This window comes from Pseudidiomarina donghaiensis (assembly GCF_900116895.1).
Taxonomy (GTDB): Bacteria; Pseudomonadota; Gammaproteobacteria; order Enterobacterales; family Alteromonadaceae; genus Pseudidiomarina; species Pseudidiomarina donghaiensis.
On record NZ_FPCF01000002.1, the window covers coordinates 90,102 to 109,431 of the forward strand.

A 19,330-nucleotide genomic window follows, 5' to 3' on the forward strand; every position below is an offset into this window, starting at 1 on the left:
CTACACGTAAAAGCTGGCTGCAAGCGAGCCAATAAGTAGCTGCCAACCGTCCACCAATACAAACAGCATGAGCTTAAACGGCAAAGATATCGTGGCTGGCGGAACCATCATCATACCTAGCGCCATAAGCACACTGGCTACCACTAAGTCGATAATTAAAAACGGAATAAAAATAGTAAAACCAATCTGAAACGCGGTTTTCAATTCGCTGGTGACAAACGAGGGCACCAATACATGAAATGGCACATCTTGAGGAGTCGCCATAGGGCCAACGTCGGCTAAGCCGGCAAACAATGCCAAGTCGGGTTCGCGCGTTTGGGCCAGCATAAACTCACGCATTGGGCCTGAAGCAAGTTCTAAAAATTGTGGAAAATCTATGGCGTCTTGGCTAAATGGCAGCCACGCGATGTCGTAAATTTGGTTAAATACCGGCGCCATAATAAAAAACGTTAGAAATAACGCGAGCCCAAGTAGCACCTGATTTGGTGGCGCCGACTGAGTTCCCATTGCAGTACGCAGTAGGCCAAACACAATAATGAGTCGCACAAAGCAGGTCATCATTAAAAGTACGGCCGGCAAAAACGTTAGGCTGGTTAAAAAGAGTAACGTTTGCAGCGACAACGACCACTGCTGACCGCCATTTTCAGTGGGCTCGACCACGACACCTGGAATAGACTGCGCTAGGGCTTCAAATGGAATGATAAAAAGAGTAAGGGCAACGACCACCAGCCAAACAATGCGCATTATTTGGCCTCTTCAGTTGGCTTATCTGAAGTTTTGTTGAGAGCTTGCGATAAGCGTGCTGCAAAACTGTTTAACTGCGGCTCTGGGCGTTCTTGCGCTGGCAGTTCATGTAGCTTAGTGACTTGGCCGGAAGCAACGCCGAGCACCAACCAGGTGTTATTGACCTCAACGATGACGACACGCTCGCGCTGCCCAACAGCCACTGAACCGACAACATGAAGTAATTTTGAATGACTAAACGATGTGCCGTTAATTTTTCGAAATAACCATGCGCACAGCAGAATAATGCCGATGATTAATATCAGCACTAAGGTTACTTGGCCAAGCAGTGCAAGGCCGGTATCAAGTTCTGCAGTTGAGGTTTCGTTCATCGATTTAGTTTTTGTACGCGCTCTGAAGGCGTGACAATTTCGGTAATACGAATACCGTATTTGTCATCTAAAACAACCACTTCGCCTTGAGCTATTAGGTATCCGTTAATCAATATATCCATCGGCTCGCCAGCTAAACCGTCAAGTTCAACAACGGAGCCTTGGGCTAATTCTAGCAGTTGTTTAATAGTTATGCGCGTGCGGCCTAATTCTACGCTCAACTTGACTGGAATATCCATGATGATATCCAGCTCGTTCATTGAGGTAGCGGCGGCTGAACTTTCTAGAGGTTTGAACACGCTGTTGGCATTTTCGTCAGCGGCAGCGCCGTTTTCTTCGTCTAACGCGTCAGCCCACGGATCTTGTTCATTATCTGGGGTTACATTGTCTTTATTCGTCATCAGAGGACTCCTTTGCGCGCATTGGGGTAAAAATGCCGCCTTTATTGCGTTCACGCATGAATGACTGCGGGAATCGGTGATTTTCAAGCAACCGCTTCACTTTAAGTGCACGATTGTCATTAAGGCTGCCAAATTCGCATTCCATAATCGGCAATGCGTTTACCGTGGCGGTGACTGTTTCGGGTAATTCAATAGGTAGCACGTCGCCAGGTTTGAGAGACATGACTTGCGGAATACGCATGGGAATATCCACAAAGTTGGCAATAAGTTCAACGCTAGAAGCTTGTAGCTCATGAGTAATGCGCTGGCGCCACGCCTTGTCATTACTGTTACCGCCTATGTCGGCACGCAAGTTGGTCAGCTTGTCACGTAGCGGTTCAACCATGGCGTACGGCATACAAATTTTGAAGTTACTGTCGAGATTACCCACTTCTAAGTGGAAGGTGGTGGTCACGACAATTTCACTGGGCGAACTAGTGATTGCCGCAAATTTCGGCTGCATTTCAGAGCGAATGTAACTAATTTCAAGCGGGTGTACCGCGCGCCAAGACTCTTGGTACGCGTCTATGGCCAAGTTAAGCACGCGGTTGATAATGCGCTGCTCGGTACCGGTAAATTCCCGGGCTTCGTTACGCGTCATAAAGCGACCATCGCCACCAAATAAGTTCTCGACAATCATTGAAACTAACGCATGGGGAAACACCACGAGTGCACTACCGCGCAGCGGTTTCATTGAGATAATGTTTAAGTTTGTTGGTGTTGGTGTGGCGTCGGCAAAGTCACTAAAACGCTGGTATTTTACGGACTCAACCGTAATGTCCGCGTTACGGCGCAATAAGTTAAACAAGTTCATACGAAACTGACGCGCAAAACGCTCGTTAATAACTTCAAGGGTGTGCAAACGTTCACGGACAATTCGAGCTTGCGAACCGGGGTCAAACGGTTGTTGCTTGACCTTGTGCTTCGGTTTTTGAGCAAGCGCGTCTATGCCAACATCTGCGGCAGTCGCAGCTGTGGTGTCGTCATCGCTATGTGCATCATCGTCAACCACACCGGCTAGTAATGCATCAAGCTCATCTTGTGACAGTTGGTGTCCGTTACTCATAAATACTCTTGGTTATTTTAGTTACTGAATAACTTATTGAACAAATTATTGAACAATAAACTCAGTAAATAATACGTCGTTTATGGCTAAAGCTTCATCGCCTTGGTATGGAGCGCTAAGCGAGTCCATAATACTTTTTGCTAGAATCTTCTTACCCTCAGACTGAGCGATTTTTTCCGCCTCTTGACCTGACAGTAGCACCAACAGACGATTACGGACCTGTGGCATATTCTTCGTTAACGTCATTTTTACTTGTTCGCTTGGTAATTCAAGCGTTAACCCAGCGTAAAGTAAGCGTGGGCCAAATTGGTCACTGGCTAAATTCACTGTAAATGGCTGTATCGATAAAAATACAGGGTCGGTCGGCTCTGGTTCAGCTGGTGTTGCGCCCATAGCTGTGGCCGCGGCTAAATTACGCGTGTCCCACAGTAAGTAGGTGTTTGCGCCAATGAGCACCAGCACCAATATCAAAATAATCAGCATAATCGGCGAATTGTTTCCGCTTGGAGCTGCCGGTGTGTCGTTTTTACGCGCCATGTTATATTCCTTCGTTCTTTATCAGCTAAGCCTTTGCTTTATATCGCTCATTGTTAGCGCACGATTAAGCAAAGATATCGACTTGACCATTTCGGGCGGCGGCAGTATGCCGAGAATTTTCACCCATGTCAGTATTTTCGGCCGATTCCGAACTTTCTACAGTATTTTCGTCAAAATTTTGTGCATTGCTTTGTTCATTCGCAGCCCATTGCTGTGCTTGCTGCCGTGCTTGTTGCTGAGCAAACTGCTGGGCTTGGTCATTGACGTTAGATTCACCTAATTGAATGCCTTGGTTGGCCAATGCTTCACGCAGTGTAGGTAGCGCTTGTTCAAGTGCACCGCGAACCTGCTGGCTATGGGTCAAAATATTGAGCTGTGCGGTGGTGTCATCCACGCGCAATTGCACTTGCAAAGGGCCTAACTCGGCTGGGTGTAAGCGCAATGTCATTTCGTTTTGATTGTGCATAACCATTTGCAGAACGTTTTGCTGCAGTTGGTTGGCCCAAGCTTGGCTGCCTACGGGTGCTGCAAGAGAAGCCGTTGTTACTGTCGTGCTAGGAGTCGCTGTTGCCGCCTGCGCTGATTGTGTTGATTGCGCAACAGGGGCGTCAATCATGACTATGCTAGCAGTCATGGAAGGCATTGCCACTTGCGCAGGGCGAGCGCTATCAATAGGCGTTATTTGGTCAACCGGTTTCAAGTCGGCCAGCAGCGGTGTCGTCGCAATACGAGCGTCGGTCTGTTCTGGATTGCGCGGTGCTACAGGGGTGGTAAACACCGGCGGTTGCGCTTGCTTGTCAGCCTCGGTAACTTTACCTGATAACAGCGGCCCGGCAGTTAAAGGGGCATTATTCTCAGCTGTTTGTTGCCCCGCGTTTAAGGCTGGAACTTGTGCCTGTGATTGCGTGGCAAGGTTTGCGGTGAAACTTTTAGTTGTGCTTGTTTCAGCCACTTGATGTAGCGCACCGGCCGGTTGTTCAGCAGTTACTTGAGGCTGTTGTATCGCTTGTTGCTGTTGTAACTGGGCAACAATGAGCGCGATAGTTTCAGGGCTTAAGTCGGCTTGCTCAAGAAGCTGCTCTTGTTCATTAGCGTTCAAGCTTTTAGCTAATTGCTGCAACTGAGCTTGCGAGGGTGCTTGGTTTACATTGCCAGCTTGTGGCTGCAAAGCAGCGAATAAGGCGGCAAAACCTTGTGACGGCGCAGCGCCTTCCGACGCAGTTGCCGAGCCTTTATTGGCGCTCGGTGCGGTATTCACTAAATGATTAAAATTTACCATCATGCTCACCTTGTTTCTCCTAACGCAGCCCGCGCTGGCGCATGTACATTGCTAACGAAAGTTCATCCGCCAACTTTTGTTCTCGTTTGTTAGCAACTTTAACTGCAGCCGCCGCTTTACGGTCGACGAGTGTTTCATAAGAAGCCAATTTTCGTTGCTTGGTTTGCCATTGCTGTTGGCTTTTATCAACTTTACCTGCTTGGTCGACTAGCGCATTTTGTGCACGTTGTATGGCGTGATCTAAACTTGCCAAAAAGTGCCGGTAATTCGTCAATAAGTGGGTGGCAATACCGTTTTGCATTTGCTGTTGCAGCTGCACGGCATAGTCATTTCGATACTGCTGCAACGTCTGCAGCTGCATGGCAATTTTTTGCTTATTTTGACGCTCTTCAGCCAATAATTTGGCCGCTTCGTTGCGTGCTTTTTCAGCTTGCTCGGTTAAGTGGGCAAGAACGACGCTATTCATGACGACGAACCTCCTACTAATTCAGTTAAGCGTTGTTGCGCTTGATCAATGGGTGCTTGGTCGTTCATTTTTTGCTGCAAATAGGCTTCTATTTGCGGGAACTTTTGCACCGCTTGGTCAAGTAACGGGTCGTGCCCTGGGCTATACGCCCCAACGCTAATTAAGTCGCGATTACGCTGGTAAACAGAGAATAATTTCTTCAAGCGTTGAGCTTGTTGTTGATGACCCAATGTCGTTACCGATGGCATTACACGGCTGATAGAAGCTTCTACGTCAATAGCCGGGTAATGACCGCTTTCCGCTAAGTTGCGAGACAACACAATGTGACCGTCCAAAATGGCGCGGGTTGAATCGGCAATGGGGTCTTGTTGGTCATCACCTTCGGTTAATACAGTATAGAACGCTGTAATTGAGCCGCCACCACGTACACCATTACCTGTGCGCTCCACTAACGCGGGAATTTTTGCAAATACGCTAGGTGGATAGCCTTTGGTGGCTGGTGGCTCACCAATAGCTAGGGCTATTTCGCGTTGTGCCATGGCAAACCGCGTCAGCGAGTCCATGATCAGCAGCACATGTTTGCCCTTATCGCGAAAATCTTCCGCTAAACGAGTTGCGTACGAAGCTCCTTGTAAACGCTGCAACGGCGAAGCGTCAGCAGGGGCCGCCACCACTACCGAGCGTGCCATGCCTTCTGCACCTAAAATATTGTCTATAAACTCTTGCACTTCGCGCCCACGTTCACCAATTAAGCCAACCACAATCACATCGGCTTTGGTGAAGCGCGCCATCATGCCAAGCAATACCGATTTACCCACGCCAGAACCGGCAAACAGGCCCATGCGCTGGCCGCGGCCCACGCTTAACAGCCCGTTAATGGCTCGAATGCCCACATCAATGGCGGTATCAATAGGAGCGCGTTGCATCGGGTTGATGGTTTTTGTTGCTAAGTAGCCGTAATCGACTTGTTTAGGTAGCGGCTTGTTATCAAGCGGGCGGCCACTGCCATCTAATACGCGGCCCAATAAATTTTCGCCAAGCGGGAAACGCCGGCTGTCATTGTGGCCATCGTTCAGCGGCATCACGCGTGCACCGGGCACTAATCCCTGCACTGCATCTAGCGGCATTAAATAGGTAATGTCGCCGGCGAAACCAACTACTTCAGCTTCCACCAAGGCTTCGCCGTGCTGTGGCAGCTCAATCACGCAACTGCTACCCACCGGTAACTTCAAACCAACGGCTTCCAACACCATGCCAGTGGCGCGCACCAATCGACCGCACATGTACCACTGGGGTAAGTGCTGTAGGCGCTGGTTCACGCTATTAAGCGTCACCAGCCATTGGTCGAGTTGCTGCTGGGCGTTAGCCATGGCTTCCTCTGAGTTGATGCACAATACGTTGCCAACGGGTTTCAATGGTGGCGTCTAATTCACCGTTAGCGCTGATTAAACGGCAACCGCCACGCTCTAAACGCTCATCGGCGCGAAGCTTCCAGCCGACAACGGCAATTTCTTGTTCCAAATGCTGCTTCACCAGTGCTAAATCGTCGGGATTTAACAGTAATACGGGTTTGTCAGTAAGCATGGGGTCTTCGTGCAAAATGGCACGAATAAGCTCTAAAACTTGTTCTGGATTTGCATCAAGCGCTTCTCCAGCTAATTGTCGGCCTACCGTTAACGCCAATTGCAGTAAACTTTCTGACAAATGTGCGTCCATACCGTGTACGGCTGCGTTTGCTTCTTTAATCAGTTCGCCTAACGGCGCTAACGCTATGTTTAGCTGCTGGTTGTACTGTGCCAAACCTTCCTTGCGGCCAGCCTTTAAACCTTCTTCGTGGCCAGCTTGGTAGCCAGCTTCGCGGCCGGCCTTTAGGCCCTCTTCGTAGGCCTGTTGACGAGCATCTTCGCGCAATTTACGCAATTCACTTTGTTGATCAAATTGCGCTTGATCGGCTTGTGCCTGTTGTTTAGCATCGCGCTTTTGCTTCGCGGCCAATGGCTCCATGTTCCAGCTACGCCACTGGTTGTTGGTATTAGACGAAGGCATCATCACCACTACTCAACACAATTTCGCCCGAGTCGGCCAAGCGACGAACCACTTGCAGAATTGCTTTCTGCTCGCTTTCAACCTGTGAAACACGAATAGGCCCACGAGTTTCCATTTCTTCGCGAATAAGCTGCGCCGCACGCTGCGACATATTGCGCAAGAATTTCTCGACCAAGCCATCGTCGGCACCTTTGAGCGCCACCACCAGAGAGGTGGTTTCGATTTGCCGTAGCAGTACCTGAATACTGCGGTCGTCGAGGTCCATAAGGTTTTCGAACAAGAACATTTCGTCGACAATTTTTTGAGCCAGTTCGTCGTTGTAGGCGCGAATATTCTCCAGTGCGGTGTCCTCTTGGCCAGCGCTAAGCAAGTTAAGAATTTCTGCCGCAGTACGCACGCCGCCCATTTTGCTGCGTTTCAGCGACTGGCCATCTAGCATGCCGCCAAGCACTTCGGTGAGTTCTTGCAATGCTGCTGGCTGCACACCAGTAAACGTTGCTACACGCAAGACAACGTCATTGCGTAAGCGCTCATCAAATAATTCTAGAACGCCCGCCGCTTGTGCGCGGTCGAGGTGAATTAAGATGGTCGCGATAATTTGCGGATGCTCATCGCGAATCATCTCGGCTACCTCAGGCACGTCCATCATGTTTAGGGCATCAATACCAATGCCGCCAACTTTATGCTCAAGCACGTCTTCAATAAGCGTGTTGGCGCGATCTGAACCCAAAGCTTTGGTTAGTACCGAACGCACGTAGTCGTCGTACTTGTCTAAGGACGGCGTGTTAGACAGATCGTTATGGAACATCTCAAGAACAGCTTTAATATCTGCGTGTGACACATCCGAAAGCTTGGTCATTTCTTTACTGATTTTTTGAATCTGATTGGGCGAAAAATGCTTAAACACTTCCGCGGCAGACTCTTCTTCGAGCATTAACAACAGCAGCGCCGAGCGACGCAAGCCGGTCATTTCTTTGGCAACGCTTTTGTCCGCGTTTCTGTCGGTTGCGCTAGACGTGGTCATCTTCGTTCATCCAATTCTGTAAAATACGGGCTACCTGGCGCGGATTCGATTGCGCAATTTCTTTCGCTTTGGCAAGAGCTTGGGTATAGCTCTTACTCTTCTCTGGCCAGTGGAAACTGTCGCCGGGTACTTCTTCGTCGTCAAAATCATCTTCTTCGTCATAGCTTGAACCGTCTTTTCGACGACGGCGTTTCACCACAACTTCCTCCATGTCATCGTCATCGCCTACTACTGCTCGCAGGGTGCCTTTACCGTTGGATGCGGCAGCGCCTTCAGCTGCTGGAGTTATGTGCACATAGCGCTTCATAATTGGGCGCAACAGCAACAAGTACAGCAGCAAGATACCGATACCTGCTAACACATAGCGCACAAGGTTTTGCGCTAACTGCATCATTGCAGGCTGTTTGTACCAAGGCTCTTCTATAATCGTGTCTTGTTCGTTCACAAAGGGGCTGTTTACCACTTCAATTTGATCACCGCGGGCTTCTTGAAAGCCCATCGCTTGTCGTACGAGACGATTAATGTACTCAAGTTCTTCGTCGCTGCGCGGCACCATTTGCGGGTTGCCTTCTTCGTCTAGTGTGGTGCGATGGTTAATCACCACAGCAACCGATAAACGCTCTAGTTGGCCGCGTTGGTGATCAACGTGCTCAACAAAACGGTCAAGCTCATAGTTCACCACTTGGTCTTGTTGCACAGCGCGGGTGCCGGTATTTGTTGTTACTTCACCTTCTTCGCCTTCAGCAGGCGTTTCAATCGGCGATGGTTCGACACCGGGCGGAGTGTTAGTTAGCGCGCCTGGAATACCCATGGCGCCATTGCCTGAGCCTTGCATATTCGTATTGCGTTGAATGCTGCGAATAGCTGCTGTGTCAGCAGTTTGGTTCGGGCTATAGCGCTCAGCAGTCGCTTCACGCTTCGAGAAATCAACTTGCGCAACTACCTGTGCTTTGATGTTGTCGCGGCCAAGAATAGGAATCAGGATATTTTCAATGCGTTGCTGGTATGAGCGCTCAACTTGCTGAATATAATCCAGCTTAGAGCCACTTAAGGCATCGTCACGATTATTCTGTGATAACAAGGCACCGTATTGGTCCACCACGGTTACATTATCAGGCGCAAGTTCGGGAACACTGCTGGATACCATATGAATAATGGCTTGTACTTGGCCATCACCAAGTTTACGGCCCGGGTGAAGCGTTAGAATAACCGATGCCTTGGCAGGTTCACGCTCGCGCACAAACACCGAAGCTTTGGCCATGGCTAAATGCACCCGCGCTTTTTGCACTGGGCCTAACGACTCCATAGAACTCGATAATTCGCCTTCAAGTGCCCGTTGGAAATTCACTTGTTCAGCAAATTGGCTAATGCCAAACGCCTGGTTATCCATCAGTGAAAACCCAGCGTTGCCACCTTGCGGCAAGCCTTGCTCAGCCATTTGTAAGCGCAACTTATGCACTTGATCACTCGGTACCAAAATAGTGCCAGCACCATTTAACTGATAGGGAATTTGACGGGTATCGAGTTCGTTCACAATACGGCCGCCATCGGCCTCGCTTAAATTGCTATACAACACGCGGTACTCAGGGGCGCTGGCCCACATGACCAAGGCAAACACCAAACCAATAAAGGCCGCACCGCCAATAAGCAGCGGCACTAAACCACTTTGTTTTAGCTTGTTCAGCCATTGCTGCGGAGCCGCCGTAGCAGCTGCCCCTGGGCTGTTTACTGTTTGTGCTTGCGTTGCTTCCATTGGGTATCTCAATTCAATTTGTGCACGGATTTATCTACTGCATATTATGCCCAAGGTAATGCAAGTCAAAGTGACAATAAGCGCACTTTTTTATGCTTTATTACGCGCTTCACATTACTTGCGCGCGCGTATAGTTGCTGCATGTAATTGATACTGTGTAAGAGGATAGACACATGAGCGTACCGGCTATTCAAACCGCGTTACAGCAAATGCAAACCATGAAAGCTGAAGTGGCGGCACCGGCTGCGGCGAAAGTAAATTTAAACGTGCAGCCAGGCGTTGAAAAAGCGCAAAACGGTGGTTTTGCGGGCGAGTTGAAGAACTCCATTGAGCGCATTAACTCACTGCAGCAATCCTCAGCGGCAACCACCAAAGCCTTTCAACTAGGCGACCCGAATGTGTCGCTAAACCAAGTGATGGTGGATAAGCAAAAAGCCGGTTTGGCGTTTGATATGGGCGTGCAAGTACGGAATAAGCTAGTGAGTGCTTATAAAGATATTATGAACATGCAGGTGTAGTTCTTACTGAATTGTGCCACGGAAGAGGCCTTAGGCCTCTTCACGCACCAATAACCCAGACATTTCATGCAAGTGCTGAGCAATACGCAGCACCTCTTCGTTGGGTATTTGACGAATGACCTCACCGGTTTCTTGGCTAACCACTTTAATCACCATTTTGCCGGCATCATCGTTCATTTCGAAGTGAATACCATAGTTATTCATCACTTCGTTAATTTGCTGAACGGGTTTCACCAATTCATCTTTTTTAACTTCGCGCTGCGCTTCACTTTGACGCACCGCAGGCAGTTGCTGCAATACACGGTCTAAACGCTGCTTTTCTGCGGCAGCGGTTGTCACCGGCCAATTTGAAGTGGCTTCATTAATTGGGGTAGCCATGCTGTATTCTCCAAAAATACGAAACGTTTCGCTTTTTCTTTTTCGCTTAAATTGGATATCGGCCTCAACTGCTCAAACTTTAGCCGTGCCCAATAAAACTATAAAGTCGACGCTAATGCACTGACTTTGCTGTATAAATTCATAATAGCCGATAACGCCACACGTTCACTATCGTCTAATTCTAAATAGGTGTTCTCACCGCGGGTACCGTCTTGTGGCTTAATAATGTCTGCATACCGGCTCAGCAAATGATCCAGGTTCATCTGAATCATCATCAGCTCTAGTTCAAACTCTTGCCGCTGACGCTCGTACTTCTCTTTTTGCTGCGCATCCGTGCTGTTTTGTATCGCGGCCTTGAGCTTGCTTTCCAAAATAAACTCGACCGTTCTTAGCTTAGGAATCACGTCATTCATCAACTGCTCTGACGTGACGTTTGCGCTGGGTGCTTTCATGTTGGTTACCTTGTACGAGAATTAGGCCGTTTTTTAGGCCATCTTTCGTTATCGGCAAATGCACCGGCAACTTTAATTTATTGCGTTACGAATGGTTGCTGCAGATAAAAACATGAGCGTTAATTCAAGCCCAGCGCGGGTTTCTTTTTGCAGGGAAATAAACCCTAGTTTTTGGTAAAACACCACAGAATCAGGGTGCGCCCAAAGGTGAAGCCCGTATACACCGGTTTGCTCAGATACTTTGGCGACAATACATAAAACTTCCTTTAATAATTGTGAGCCGACACCTTGGCGTTGAAATCGTAAGTCGGTGGCTATTTGCTCGAGGCTTATAGTTGGCAGTTGCGGCGGCAGACTCGCAGACCCCGCGAGCATTGGGTCAATATCTTCGCACACAAGAATATTTGTTTTGGTAGTGGCGTAACCGGCTATGGCGCTGTCGGTTAATGCGAGCAGTGCTTTATGTAAGTCTTGTTGGTGGCGCTTGACGAGTTTTTTGCGTGCAAATTGGTTCAGAAAAGGCACCCCACAATCAAAGCGCTTCAATAGCGGGGATAATTCTTGGGTAACCTGGCACAGCGGTTTTATGCTCATTGTCATGATAAAGCTTCCTTGCTTATTGGGTATTAACGTTTCATCAAATCTTTGAGTGCGTCAGTGGGTTGCGCCGGCTCGTTAATCGCTTGTGATAATGCCGACCAAGCTTGTTGGTTTAGCCGAACCACATTTTGCTCCGTCGTGACACGCCGCGCCTCAGTGTGTGCCTGATTGATAATAAATGATGTCAGCGTTACACCGGACAATGCCGCCGCTTGCTCCAACTCCCGCTTTACCTCGGGCGTGGTTTTTAGCTCAATTCGCGCTGATTTGGCTGAGTGCATGAAGTATATCCAAAGTGGTTGGTTATTAAACAATGTCGTAACTATAGTTTAGCGCTCATAACTCGTCAATATTATACGGATAATATACGTATTTATTTTGTTTGGTTTTAGCCAGCCAATAAAAAAGGCACCCGAAGGTGCCTTTCATCATTAAGGGGATTAGCCCTGTAGGTATTAACCCAACAGTGACAATACGCCTTGTGGAACCTGGTTTGCTTGCGCAAGAACCGAAGTACCAGCCTGCTGAAGAATCTGCGCACGAGTCATGTTTGATACTTCAACTGCGTAGTCAGCGTCTTCGATACGTGAACGCGCTGCTGATAGGTTCGTCATAGTTGTGCTGATATTGTCGATAGCTGATTCAAAACGGTTTTGTTTTGCACCTAAATCGCTACGTGCAACGTCGACTGCTTCAATCGCTGTATCTAAGTCTGCAAGAGTGCCGGTATCAACAACGAAAGTCGCCAATTTATAAGCTGTTGAATCTAGCTGTGCAATATTGATAACTTCGGCATCATTCGCGCCAACTTGGATATCAAAGCCTGCTGCGTCGCCGTCAAATAACTTAATGCCGTTAAATTCTGCATCGTCAACCACACGGCCGATCTCTAATAAACGCTCATCAACTTCAGCTTGAAGCGCAGAAATATCTTCAGCAGAGTTTGTTCCGTTGCGAGCTTGAACAGCTAACTCACGGATACGTTGTAAGTTATCGTTCACTTGATTCAAAGTACCCTCTGCAGTTTGAGCCAGAGAGATACCATCGTTTGCATTTCGCTGTGCTTGTGCAAGGCCACGAATCTGTGAAGTCATTTTGTTAGCAATTGCTTGACCAGCTGCATCGTCTTTGGCGCTGTTGATACGCAGGCCTGAAGACAGACGCTCCATTGAAGTTTGCAGTGAAGACTGTGACTTCTGGAGGTTTTGCTGACCGATCAGTGAGGTCATGTTTGTGTTGATAACTGACATAGTCTTATTCCTTCTGTTTCCAAATTAGGCTGCCTAGTTTGGCCTGCCGTCGCTAAGGGTTATCGGTGGGTTAAAAAAAACCTTTAGAACTTTTTTTGAAAAACCTGAAAAATATTTTCGAAAGCCTATCTAACGCTTGCTATATTAACGGGGCCGATATTAAAGGCTATGGTAAATATGCCGATACATGGAATAAGAAGATTACTATGGAAAGGAGCATCGCGTGAGCGAGGCCAGTCAAGCAGCCCAAAGCGCTGAAAATGAATTTACGCCAATAAATAGCGTGGTTGAACTTGCGACATATTATGACGCATTAAGTCAGCCGGGCGTGGCGATGTTGACGTTGCTTGGGCCAGCAGAGAAAGATCATCCAGTGGTGTTGGTAGAGCAGTTAGAAGAAGACTATTTATTGTTCGATTTGACTGCCATTCGTGACGTAGCGCCGCCGCTGCGCCGCGGTGGTAAGTTTATTCTTTCCGGTTTTACCCCCGGTGGCTTAGTGCGCACCAACCCCATATCTATTCGCGAGTTCACCACCGTAGAAAGCCGTTTATTGGCGTATGCCGATTGGCCAACGGAAATTCATGTGAAGCAACGCCGTGCTAGTTTCCGCGCCAGTTTGCGCATTGGCATGAACGTGGGTGTGCACGTACGAAGTAAAGATAATGACAAAGAAGAGCTAGTAGAACTACAGGGCGACTTAAAAGATCTGTCAGCAACCGGCTGTTTGGCTGAATTTTTTATGCAAGATGGCGTGTCACGCGTGTTGCCAGATATTGCCACCGAAATAGAATTATATTTTCCCAACGGTACTTCGTTTGAAGTGAAGGCTAAGGTTCGGCATTTAAAAACCGACAATGATCGCCAGGTGCTCGCGGTTGGGTTTGAGTTTGAAGATGTGAGTAAGCCGCAAGAGCGTGAAATTTGGGGCTATGTGCGCGAAATAGAGCGCGAAGCGTCGCGCAGCGCCGGCAATGGCGATAGCCGCAGCGAGTCGGAGTTATTCCGCGTACGCGATGAAAACGACCAAAAACTCAGCCGCCGTCATGGCCATACCTATGCCACACCCATGGCGCGCAAAATGGCGCGTATTGCTGGTTACCTTGATAGCCAAATGGTGGTGATGAAGCAGGGGCAGCAGGTCAACTCGTCGCAACTATCGCTGCATGCTGATCGTATTCTTGACATGTTAGAAGATGATCGCCAGGAAACGCTGTTCTCGGTGCATTGTATTCATCGCGAGTCGCGGTGGGTCAAGCACGGCTTAGCAGTTGCGGTGCGTTTAGCTGATTTACTGAATGCGGCAAAAATGCCGCGTGATTTGCGTAAGGCTGTCGTGGCAGCAGCTATGGTGCATGACTTAGGTAAAGGGACGTTACCTCCGGAAATTTGGCGGGCCACCACCTTAAGTACTGATGTTTACGAAGAAATGCAAAGTCACGTTGAAGCTATTGTAGAGAAGCTGGAAAACGTGAAGTGGCTAGCCCCCGTGGTACGCGACAACGTGATTGCACAAATAAATGAACGGCTTGATGGTTCAGGCTACCCCAATGGCTTGAAGGATAAGCAGCTAGGGCAGTTAGCACGCGCTGCTGCGGTAGTAGACGCGATTGATGCGATTCAGCGCAACCGACCCGATCGACCAGCCATGAGCCCGGTTGCGGCGGCGAAGTCAATGCAGACCCGTACTGATCAATTTGATGAGGCCTGGGTGAAACGTTATATCGCACATTTTGGCCCGTTACCGATTGGGTCGTTACTTCGCTTTGAAAAAGGCCAATTCGGTTGGGTTGTCGGTTTAGACGCGAAGAAACGCGTAAATCGCATCCGTATATCTCCACACAAGTTGGCGCCAGATGACAAACTTGGCCCACCGATTGAAGGTGCAGCTTTAGCTGAGTTTGGTCGTATTCGCGACGTATTGGTGCCGGAAAGTTGATCTATTACGCCAACCGGCGTATCAAAAATAGTTATATTAAAAATACTAAAGTTGAATAAATAATGGCCGATAAGAAAGAATAGGCGTGTTTTGCGTCGCTTTTTATCGGTTTTGAATTGAATTTATTCATGCAAACTGACTGATATAGAAATAGGGGTTATCACCATGGCATCCATTGCAGCATTAGGTATCGGTTCGGGCTTAGACCTGAACGGCTTGCTGAATCAGCTTGAATCGGCTGAGCGTCAGCGACTGCAACCGATCACGCAACAAAAGCGTAGCTATGAAGCAAAAATTTCTGCTTACGGCAAGCTGGAAAGCGGTTTGACTAAGTTTCAAGATGCTGTCAAGAAGCTGGGTGAAGCGAATACTTTTGGGGCCACAACAAGTAGTGTGAATAACGACGTCTTAAGTGTCGCAGCTTCGAATAATACCGCACTTGGCAGCTATTCAGTCAATGTAACTAATTTGGCACGCTCATATAGTGTGGCAACTCAAGGTGTAGCAGATAGAACCGCAAGTCTGGGCACTGGCACTGGTAGTGTTTCATTCACATTAGGAAATGGGACCACGCACACTGTCGACTTTGCAGATGGGCAGACATCGTTAGATGATATCCGAGACAAAATTAATAGCGCTCAAACCGATGTTCAGGCTTCTATTGTTAACGATGGTAGTGGTACTCCTTACCGACTGGTATTTAGCTCAACTAAAACGGGTACGGATGCGGGGCTTACAGACATAACCTACAGTGGTGCTTTGGCGGGCAATATCGTAACTGATGATGCGACAGAAGTGACTGCTCAGAACGCGAATTTAACGCTAAATGGTATCGCGATTAGTAGCCAAACGAATCAAGTGGAAGGAGCTATCGAAGGCGTGACATTGTCACTTGCCAAAGAAGGTGAAGCCACTATTTCGGTAAATCGTGATCAAGAGAGCATCACTGGTGCGGTAAAAGAGTTTGTAGAATCCTACAACGAACTTCAAAAGACTATATCTGGTTTGAACAACTTTGATGCGGAGACTGGTGTCTCAGGTCAACTTCTGGGTGATAGTGGATTACGCACAGTTCAATCACAGTTACGAAATGCAATGTCGAACAGTGTAGAAGGGGCATTTAAAACCCTTAGTGATTTAGGTATTGAAGTTGAACTAAGTGGGCAATTAAAACTTGATGAGACAAAACTTAGCTCGGCCGTTTCAGGTCAATTAGCTGATGTTCAAAACTTTTTCTCGGGAACCGATACAGTCGAAGGCTTTTCAGCGTTAACAAACAACACTTTGACCAATTTATTGGCAGAAAATGGCCCATTGGAAAGCCGCATTAGCGGTTTCAAGAATAGTTTAGACCGTTTAGATGATCGTTACATTCGCGAAGAAGAGCGGATTTTCAATACGGTTGAACGTTATCGTAAGCAGTTCGCTCAGATGGATAGTTTAATAGCTAATATGAACTCAACCAGTGCGTATTTACAGCAGCAGTTTGCTTCGCTAAATGCGCAGCTCGGGCAAGGTAATTAGAGGTAAATAACATGTACGGTATGCGTGGTGCAGCAGCTTATGGTCGTGTGGATGTTGAAAGTCACGTACTTTCGGCAAGCCCTCATAAGCTTATTTTGATGTTGTTCGAAGGCGTGCAAAAGCAAATAAAAGCAGCGCGTTTACATATGGGTAACGGCAATGTAGCTGAAAAAGGTATGGCTATCACCAAAGCGACGGATATTGTTAATTTAGGTCTGTTAGCTGCTTTGGATAAAGAAAAAGGCGGAGAGCTAGCTGAGCGACTGGAATCAATATATCTCTATGTAGGCCAGCTGTTGTTACAAGCCAACCTTAAAAATGACGTGGCAAAATTAGACGAAGCGGCAGAGTTATTAGAACAAATCGGCTCTGCTTGGAAAGAAATTCAACCACAGGTTGAAGGGGCGTAAGGCTCGTGGCCGCGCAACCGCAAATAAAACGTGACTATTTAATGTCGCCGACGGAGGTCATTATGTCGTATCAGACGCTGCTGGAACATTCAAACAGAATGCTCGCCAGTGTGCGCAACGAAGACTGGGAAACCTTGATCGAAACGGAAGTTGAGTACGTTCGTGAGGTGGAGCGGTTGAACCACGCCGAAGCCGGAGTTGAGCTGTCTGAGGACCAACAGCTTAGCAAGTTACAACTTTTGAGCACCATCATGGATCAAGACCGTGAGATTCGGGAGCGATTAGTCGCGCGTCGCACCATGTTGGAGCAGACGTTGCTCAGCATGCAGAAAAAGCAGAAGCTTGAGCACAGCTATCGCAATTGAGCAGCATAACGCCATTATTGGACACTTTGGTCCACCAGGTTGCGAAACAACGCTCATCGGTGGACCTTCTTCCCCGCCACACCTTACCCGTGGCACCTATACAAGCCACAGCAAGTACCACCGAGTTTAGCCAAGCCGGTCAACAAATAGCACGCTTAGTGCAACTCATTCAGTCATTTCAGCAGCAGCTTCCAGCGCAGTTTTCACAAGGTTCTCAGTTAGGTAATCAGCCCGGTGCCCAGCAAATGGGCGGACATATAAAGCTTAACGCGCCAATATTTCCTGCAACAACGCAGCTTGATGCATTAACCTTAATGGGCCGATTACAGACAATTGTGAAAGACTCAGGATTATTCTACGAGGCGTTATTGGCGCGTTGGGCGGCAGAGAAAATCCCATTCATACAGGTACGCCAGCAACCACATAACCTTGGCCAGTTTCGTGCAAACTCACCACAAATTCAGCAAATTTTAGGGCAGCAACTTGAGTTATTGAATTCGGGTATGATTCGTATCGATACCGAGTTATGGGCTAATGCTCATTTGCAGTGGCTAGTGCAACCCGATGTGAATCCGCTGGTACAGCGTTGGCGTGACGAGCAGAGCCGTAAACAGGGCGAAGAGCCCGAGCCGCCAGCTTGGAACAGTGAAATAAAGCTCACGTTACCAAATGTTGGGGAAATACGAGCACAAATGCGGTTGTCACAAAAGCGACTTACCATGCAGCTACAATGTGCTGAACCGCTGGTTGAGTCGTTGCAAACGGCAACGTCAAGGCTTTTGGCGCGACTGCGTTTAGGCGCGGGCGTAGAAATTGACGATATTCCAGTGTCGAGGTTGCCGTTATGAATGACGAAAAGCCAAAAACACAAAAAGCGGTGGCGTTGCGTTATCAGGAATTTGAGCCAGCACCAAAAGTTGTGGCAAAAGGCGAAGGATTGATCGCGGATAAGATCATTGCGCTGGCAAACGAGCATAATGTGTTTGTGCATGATTCGCCGGAATTGGTCGATCTTTTGTCGCAAATTGATCTAGATGATTATGTACCGCAAACGCTTTGGTTGGTTGTTGCGGAATTGTTGATTTGGGCGAGAGGCGTTGACTCAAGTCATTGATTTGTATTTTTAGCGAGCGTCTATTTTAACAAATAAAACACAAGTTTGTATTAAATGTAGACTGTAAAGATTGATCAATTTTTATTGACCAACACTGTTAAGATTTGCTAAAGATCACCCTGCGAATGAAAAACAATCAGCAGTGTTGGAGAAATGCCCCCATGAGTCACAGCAAAACTATTTCTGAACTTCAGGAATTAAACCTAAGTTATCTGATGTTGGTTCAGAAATTGATCGTCGAAGATCGCGATACCGCAATTTTTCGATTGAAAATTGACGATGACTTAGCTGATTTAATAGCCGATATGTCGGCTAAAGAATTGACGATGTTAGCCCGCCAACCGCAAAGCTTGTTGCAGCCAAATTTAGGGCCAGTGAGCCAGTTAAAAGCAATTTTAACAAATAAGCGGGATACGGGAATGCAGGCGACTCATTTAGCAATGCATATGGCGTCGGCGTAAATTTTACACACGCATCAATTAGAAAGATCCTGACATGACTACGAAAAAGCTTCTTGAAGAACTAAACCAAGTGCAGCTTGCTATTGAGCTGATTGAGCTTGGTGCGCGTTTGCAAGTTCTCGAGTCAGAAGTGAGTTTGAATCGCGGTCGGTTAGTGCGGTTGTATAAAGAGGTGTCGGGCAAGTCGCCACCCAAAGGAATGCTGCCTTTTTCAACGGATTGGTTTATGACGTGGCAGCCTAACGTACACTCATCTTTTTTCTACAATATTTATGCTCGCTTGCGCGAAGGGCAGAAGCTAGAACGCATGCAGGCATTTATTAAAGCGTATAAACTTTACCAAGAGCATATTCAATTAAGCGGTGAAGAAGAAGTGCTCGCTCTAACGCGAGCATGGACATTAGTGCGTTTTTTTGAAAGTGACATGTTTCAGTTGTCTAAATGTAATTGTTGCGGATTAAATTTTGTAAACCACGCACATACGCCCGACCATGATTACATGTGTGGCGTGTGCCAACCTCCTTCTCGAGCCGGGAAACCGCTCAAACAAAAGCCTTTAAAATCACGAAAAGAAATTTAAGTCTGAAGCCCCC

Annotated in this window: 25 protein-coding genes; 9 read left to right on the forward strand and 16 right to left on the reverse strand. The window is 47.8% G+C overall.

Features of this window, described 5'->3' with window-relative positions; translation table 11 throughout:
• The 11 genes from fliP to fliF form a co-directional block, all read right to left on the reverse strand.
• Window positions 1–744 carry a flagellar type III secretion system pore protein FliP gene (gene fliP / locus BM334_RS06360; protein ID WP_092839610.1) on the reverse strand — a complete coding sequence of 248 codons (744 nt, stop codon included), beginning with the start codon at window positions 742–744 and terminating at the stop codon, window positions 1–3.
• Complete coding sequence (gene fliO / locus BM334_RS06365; protein ID WP_092839613.1) at window positions 744–1,115, reverse strand: flagellar biosynthetic protein FliO; 372 nt, start codon at window positions 1,113–1,115, stop codon at window positions 744–746. Before fliO ends, fliP begins: the two co-directional genes overlap by 1 nt.
• The gene (fliN, locus tag BM334_RS06370) at window positions 1,112–1,516 is read right to left on the reverse strand and encodes a flagellar motor switch protein FliN (protein ID WP_092839616.1); all 405 of its coding nucleotides are present in this window, start codon (window positions 1,514–1,516) and stop codon (window positions 1,112–1,114) included. Before fliN ends, fliO begins: the two co-directional genes overlap by 4 nt.
• On the reverse strand, window positions 1,506–2,621 hold the full coding sequence (gene fliM, locus BM334_RS06375) for a flagellar motor switch protein FliM (protein ID WP_092839619.1): 1,116 nt from the start codon (window positions 2,619–2,621) through the stop codon (window positions 1,506–1,508). Before fliM ends, fliN begins: the two co-directional genes overlap by 11 nt.
• Window positions 2,622–2,666: 45 nt before the next feature.
• Window positions 2,667–3,158 (reverse strand): flagellar basal body-associated protein FliL, encoded by a 492-nt coding sequence (fliL, locus tag BM334_RS06380; protein ID WP_092839623.1) that lies wholly within the window; start codon window positions 3,156–3,158, stop codon window positions 2,667–2,669.
• 64 nt (window positions 3,159–3,222) lie between these two features.
• Window positions 3,223–4,440, reverse strand: coding sequence for a flagellar hook-length control protein FliK (locus BM334_RS06385; RefSeq protein WP_092839627.1), 1,218 nt, complete (start codon window positions 4,438–4,440; stop codon window positions 3,223–3,225).
• Window positions 4,441–4,456: 16 nt separating this feature from the next.
• Window positions 4,457–4,903, reverse strand: coding sequence for a flagellar export protein FliJ (fliJ, locus tag BM334_RS06390; protein ID WP_092839630.1), 447 nt, complete (start codon window positions 4,901–4,903; stop codon window positions 4,457–4,459).
• Window positions 4,900–6,273: a flagellar protein export ATPase FliI gene (gene fliI / locus BM334_RS06395; protein ID WP_092839633.1), complete on the reverse strand. Its 1,374-nt coding sequence runs from the start codon at window positions 6,271–6,273 to the stop codon at window positions 4,900–4,902. The genes fliJ and fliI overlap by 4 nt, the downstream gene beginning before the upstream one ends.
• Entirely contained in the window at window positions 6,266–6,952 is a 687-nt protein-coding gene (locus tag BM334_RS06400) for a flagellar assembly protein FliH (protein ID WP_092839636.1), read from the reverse strand. The genes fliI and BM334_RS06400 overlap by 8 nt, the downstream gene beginning before the upstream one ends.
• Complete coding sequence (fliG, locus tag BM334_RS06405; protein WP_198677361.1) at window positions 6,936–7,973, reverse strand: flagellar motor switch protein FliG; 1,038 nt, start codon at window positions 7,971–7,973, stop codon at window positions 6,936–6,938. Before fliG ends, BM334_RS06400 begins: the two co-directional genes overlap by 17 nt.
• Window positions 7,960–9,726 (reverse strand): flagellar basal-body MS-ring/collar protein FliF, encoded by a 1,767-nt coding sequence (gene fliF / locus BM334_RS06410; protein WP_092839639.1) that lies wholly within the window; start codon window positions 9,724–9,726, stop codon window positions 7,960–7,962. The genes fliG and fliF overlap by 14 nt, the downstream gene beginning before the upstream one ends.
• A gap of 173 nt (window positions 9,727–9,899) precedes the next feature.
• Here fliF and fliE point away from each other — a divergent pair, with 173 nt between their 5' ends.
• Entirely contained in the window at window positions 9,900–10,244 is a 345-nt protein-coding gene (gene fliE, locus BM334_RS06415) for a flagellar hook-basal body complex protein FliE (protein WP_092839643.1), read from the forward strand.
• Between the two features lie 30 nt (window positions 10,245–10,274).
• Here fliE and BM334_RS06420 read toward each other — a convergent pair whose 3' ends face one another.
• From BM334_RS06420 to BM334_RS06440, 5 genes are all read right to left on the reverse strand, one after another.
• Window positions 10,275–10,622 carry a flagellar protein FlaG gene (locus BM334_RS06420; RefSeq protein ID WP_092839646.1) on the reverse strand — a complete coding sequence of 116 codons (348 nt, stop codon included), beginning with the start codon at window positions 10,620–10,622 and terminating at the stop codon, window positions 10,275–10,277.
• A gap of 98 nt (window positions 10,623–10,720) precedes the next feature.
• Entirely contained in the window at window positions 10,721–11,074 is a 354-nt protein-coding gene (locus BM334_RS06425) for a hypothetical protein (RefSeq protein ID WP_092839649.1), read from the reverse strand.
• Window positions 11,075–11,146: 72 nt separating this feature from the next.
• Window positions 11,147–11,674 (reverse strand): GNAT family N-acetyltransferase, encoded by a 528-nt coding sequence (locus BM334_RS06430; protein ID WP_092839652.1) that lies wholly within the window; start codon window positions 11,672–11,674, stop codon window positions 11,147–11,149.
• A 26-nt stretch (window positions 11,675–11,700) separates the two neighbouring features.
• A complete protein-coding gene (locus tag BM334_RS06435; protein WP_092839655.1) occupies window positions 11,701–11,955 on the reverse strand; it encodes a type II toxin-antitoxin system TacA family antitoxin in 255 nt (84 codons plus the stop codon).
• A 174-nt stretch (window positions 11,956–12,129) separates the two neighbouring features.
• Window positions 12,130–12,924 carry a flagellin N-terminal helical domain-containing protein gene (locus BM334_RS06440; protein WP_092839658.1) on the reverse strand — a complete coding sequence of 265 codons (795 nt, stop codon included), beginning with the start codon at window positions 12,922–12,924 and terminating at the stop codon, window positions 12,130–12,132.
• A gap of 223 nt (window positions 12,925–13,147) precedes the next feature.
• Between BM334_RS06440 and BM334_RS06445 the strand changes: the two genes are divergently transcribed.
• The 8 genes from BM334_RS06445 to flhC all read left to right on the forward strand — a co-directional run bounded on the left by BM334_RS06445 (window position 13,148) and on the right by flhC (window position 19,317).
• The gene (locus tag BM334_RS06445) at window positions 13,148–14,863 is read left to right on the forward strand and encodes an HD domain-containing phosphohydrolase (protein ID WP_092839659.1); all 1,716 of its coding nucleotides are present in this window, start codon (window positions 13,148–13,150) and stop codon (window positions 14,861–14,863) included.
• Window positions 14,864–15,028: 165 nt separating this feature from the next.
• Window positions 15,029–16,387, forward strand: a complete 1,359-nt coding sequence (gene fliD / locus BM334_RS06450) for a flagellar filament capping protein FliD (protein ID WP_092839662.1) — start codon at window positions 15,029–15,031, stop codon at window positions 16,385–16,387.
• Between the two features lie 11 nt (window positions 16,388–16,398).
• Window positions 16,399–16,797 (forward strand): flagellar export chaperone FliS, encoded by a 399-nt coding sequence (fliS, locus tag BM334_RS06455; RefSeq protein ID WP_177215045.1) that lies wholly within the window; start codon window positions 16,399–16,401, stop codon window positions 16,795–16,797.
• 5 nt (window positions 16,798–16,802) lie between these two features.
• A complete protein-coding gene (locus BM334_RS06460; protein WP_092839665.1) occupies window positions 16,803–17,162 on the forward strand; it encodes a flagellar protein FliT in 360 nt (119 codons plus the stop codon).
• 59 nt (window positions 17,163–17,221) lie between these two features.
• On the forward strand, window positions 17,222–18,010 hold the full coding sequence (gene fliK, locus BM334_RS06465) for a flagellar hook-length control protein FliK (protein WP_126801841.1): 789 nt from the start codon (window positions 17,222–17,224) through the stop codon (window positions 18,008–18,010).
• Window positions 18,007–18,276: an EscU/YscU/HrcU family type III secretion system export apparatus switch protein gene (locus tag BM334_RS06470; RefSeq protein ID WP_092839671.1), complete on the forward strand. Its 270-nt coding sequence runs from the start codon at window positions 18,007–18,009 to the stop codon at window positions 18,274–18,276. The genes fliK and BM334_RS06470 overlap by 4 nt, the downstream gene beginning before the upstream one ends.
• A 161-nt stretch (window positions 18,277–18,437) precedes the next feature.
• The gene (locus BM334_RS06475) at window positions 18,438–18,737 is read left to right on the forward strand and encodes a flagellar transcriptional regulator FlhD (protein WP_092839674.1); all 300 of its coding nucleotides are present in this window, start codon (window positions 18,438–18,440) and stop codon (window positions 18,735–18,737) included.
• A gap of 34 nt (window positions 18,738–18,771) precedes the next feature.
• Window positions 18,772–19,317, forward strand: coding sequence for a flagellar transcriptional regulator FlhC (gene flhC, locus BM334_RS06480; protein ID WP_092839677.1), 546 nt, complete (start codon window positions 18,772–18,774; stop codon window positions 19,315–19,317).
• The last annotated feature ends 13 nt before the right edge of the window (window positions 19,318–19,330 follow it).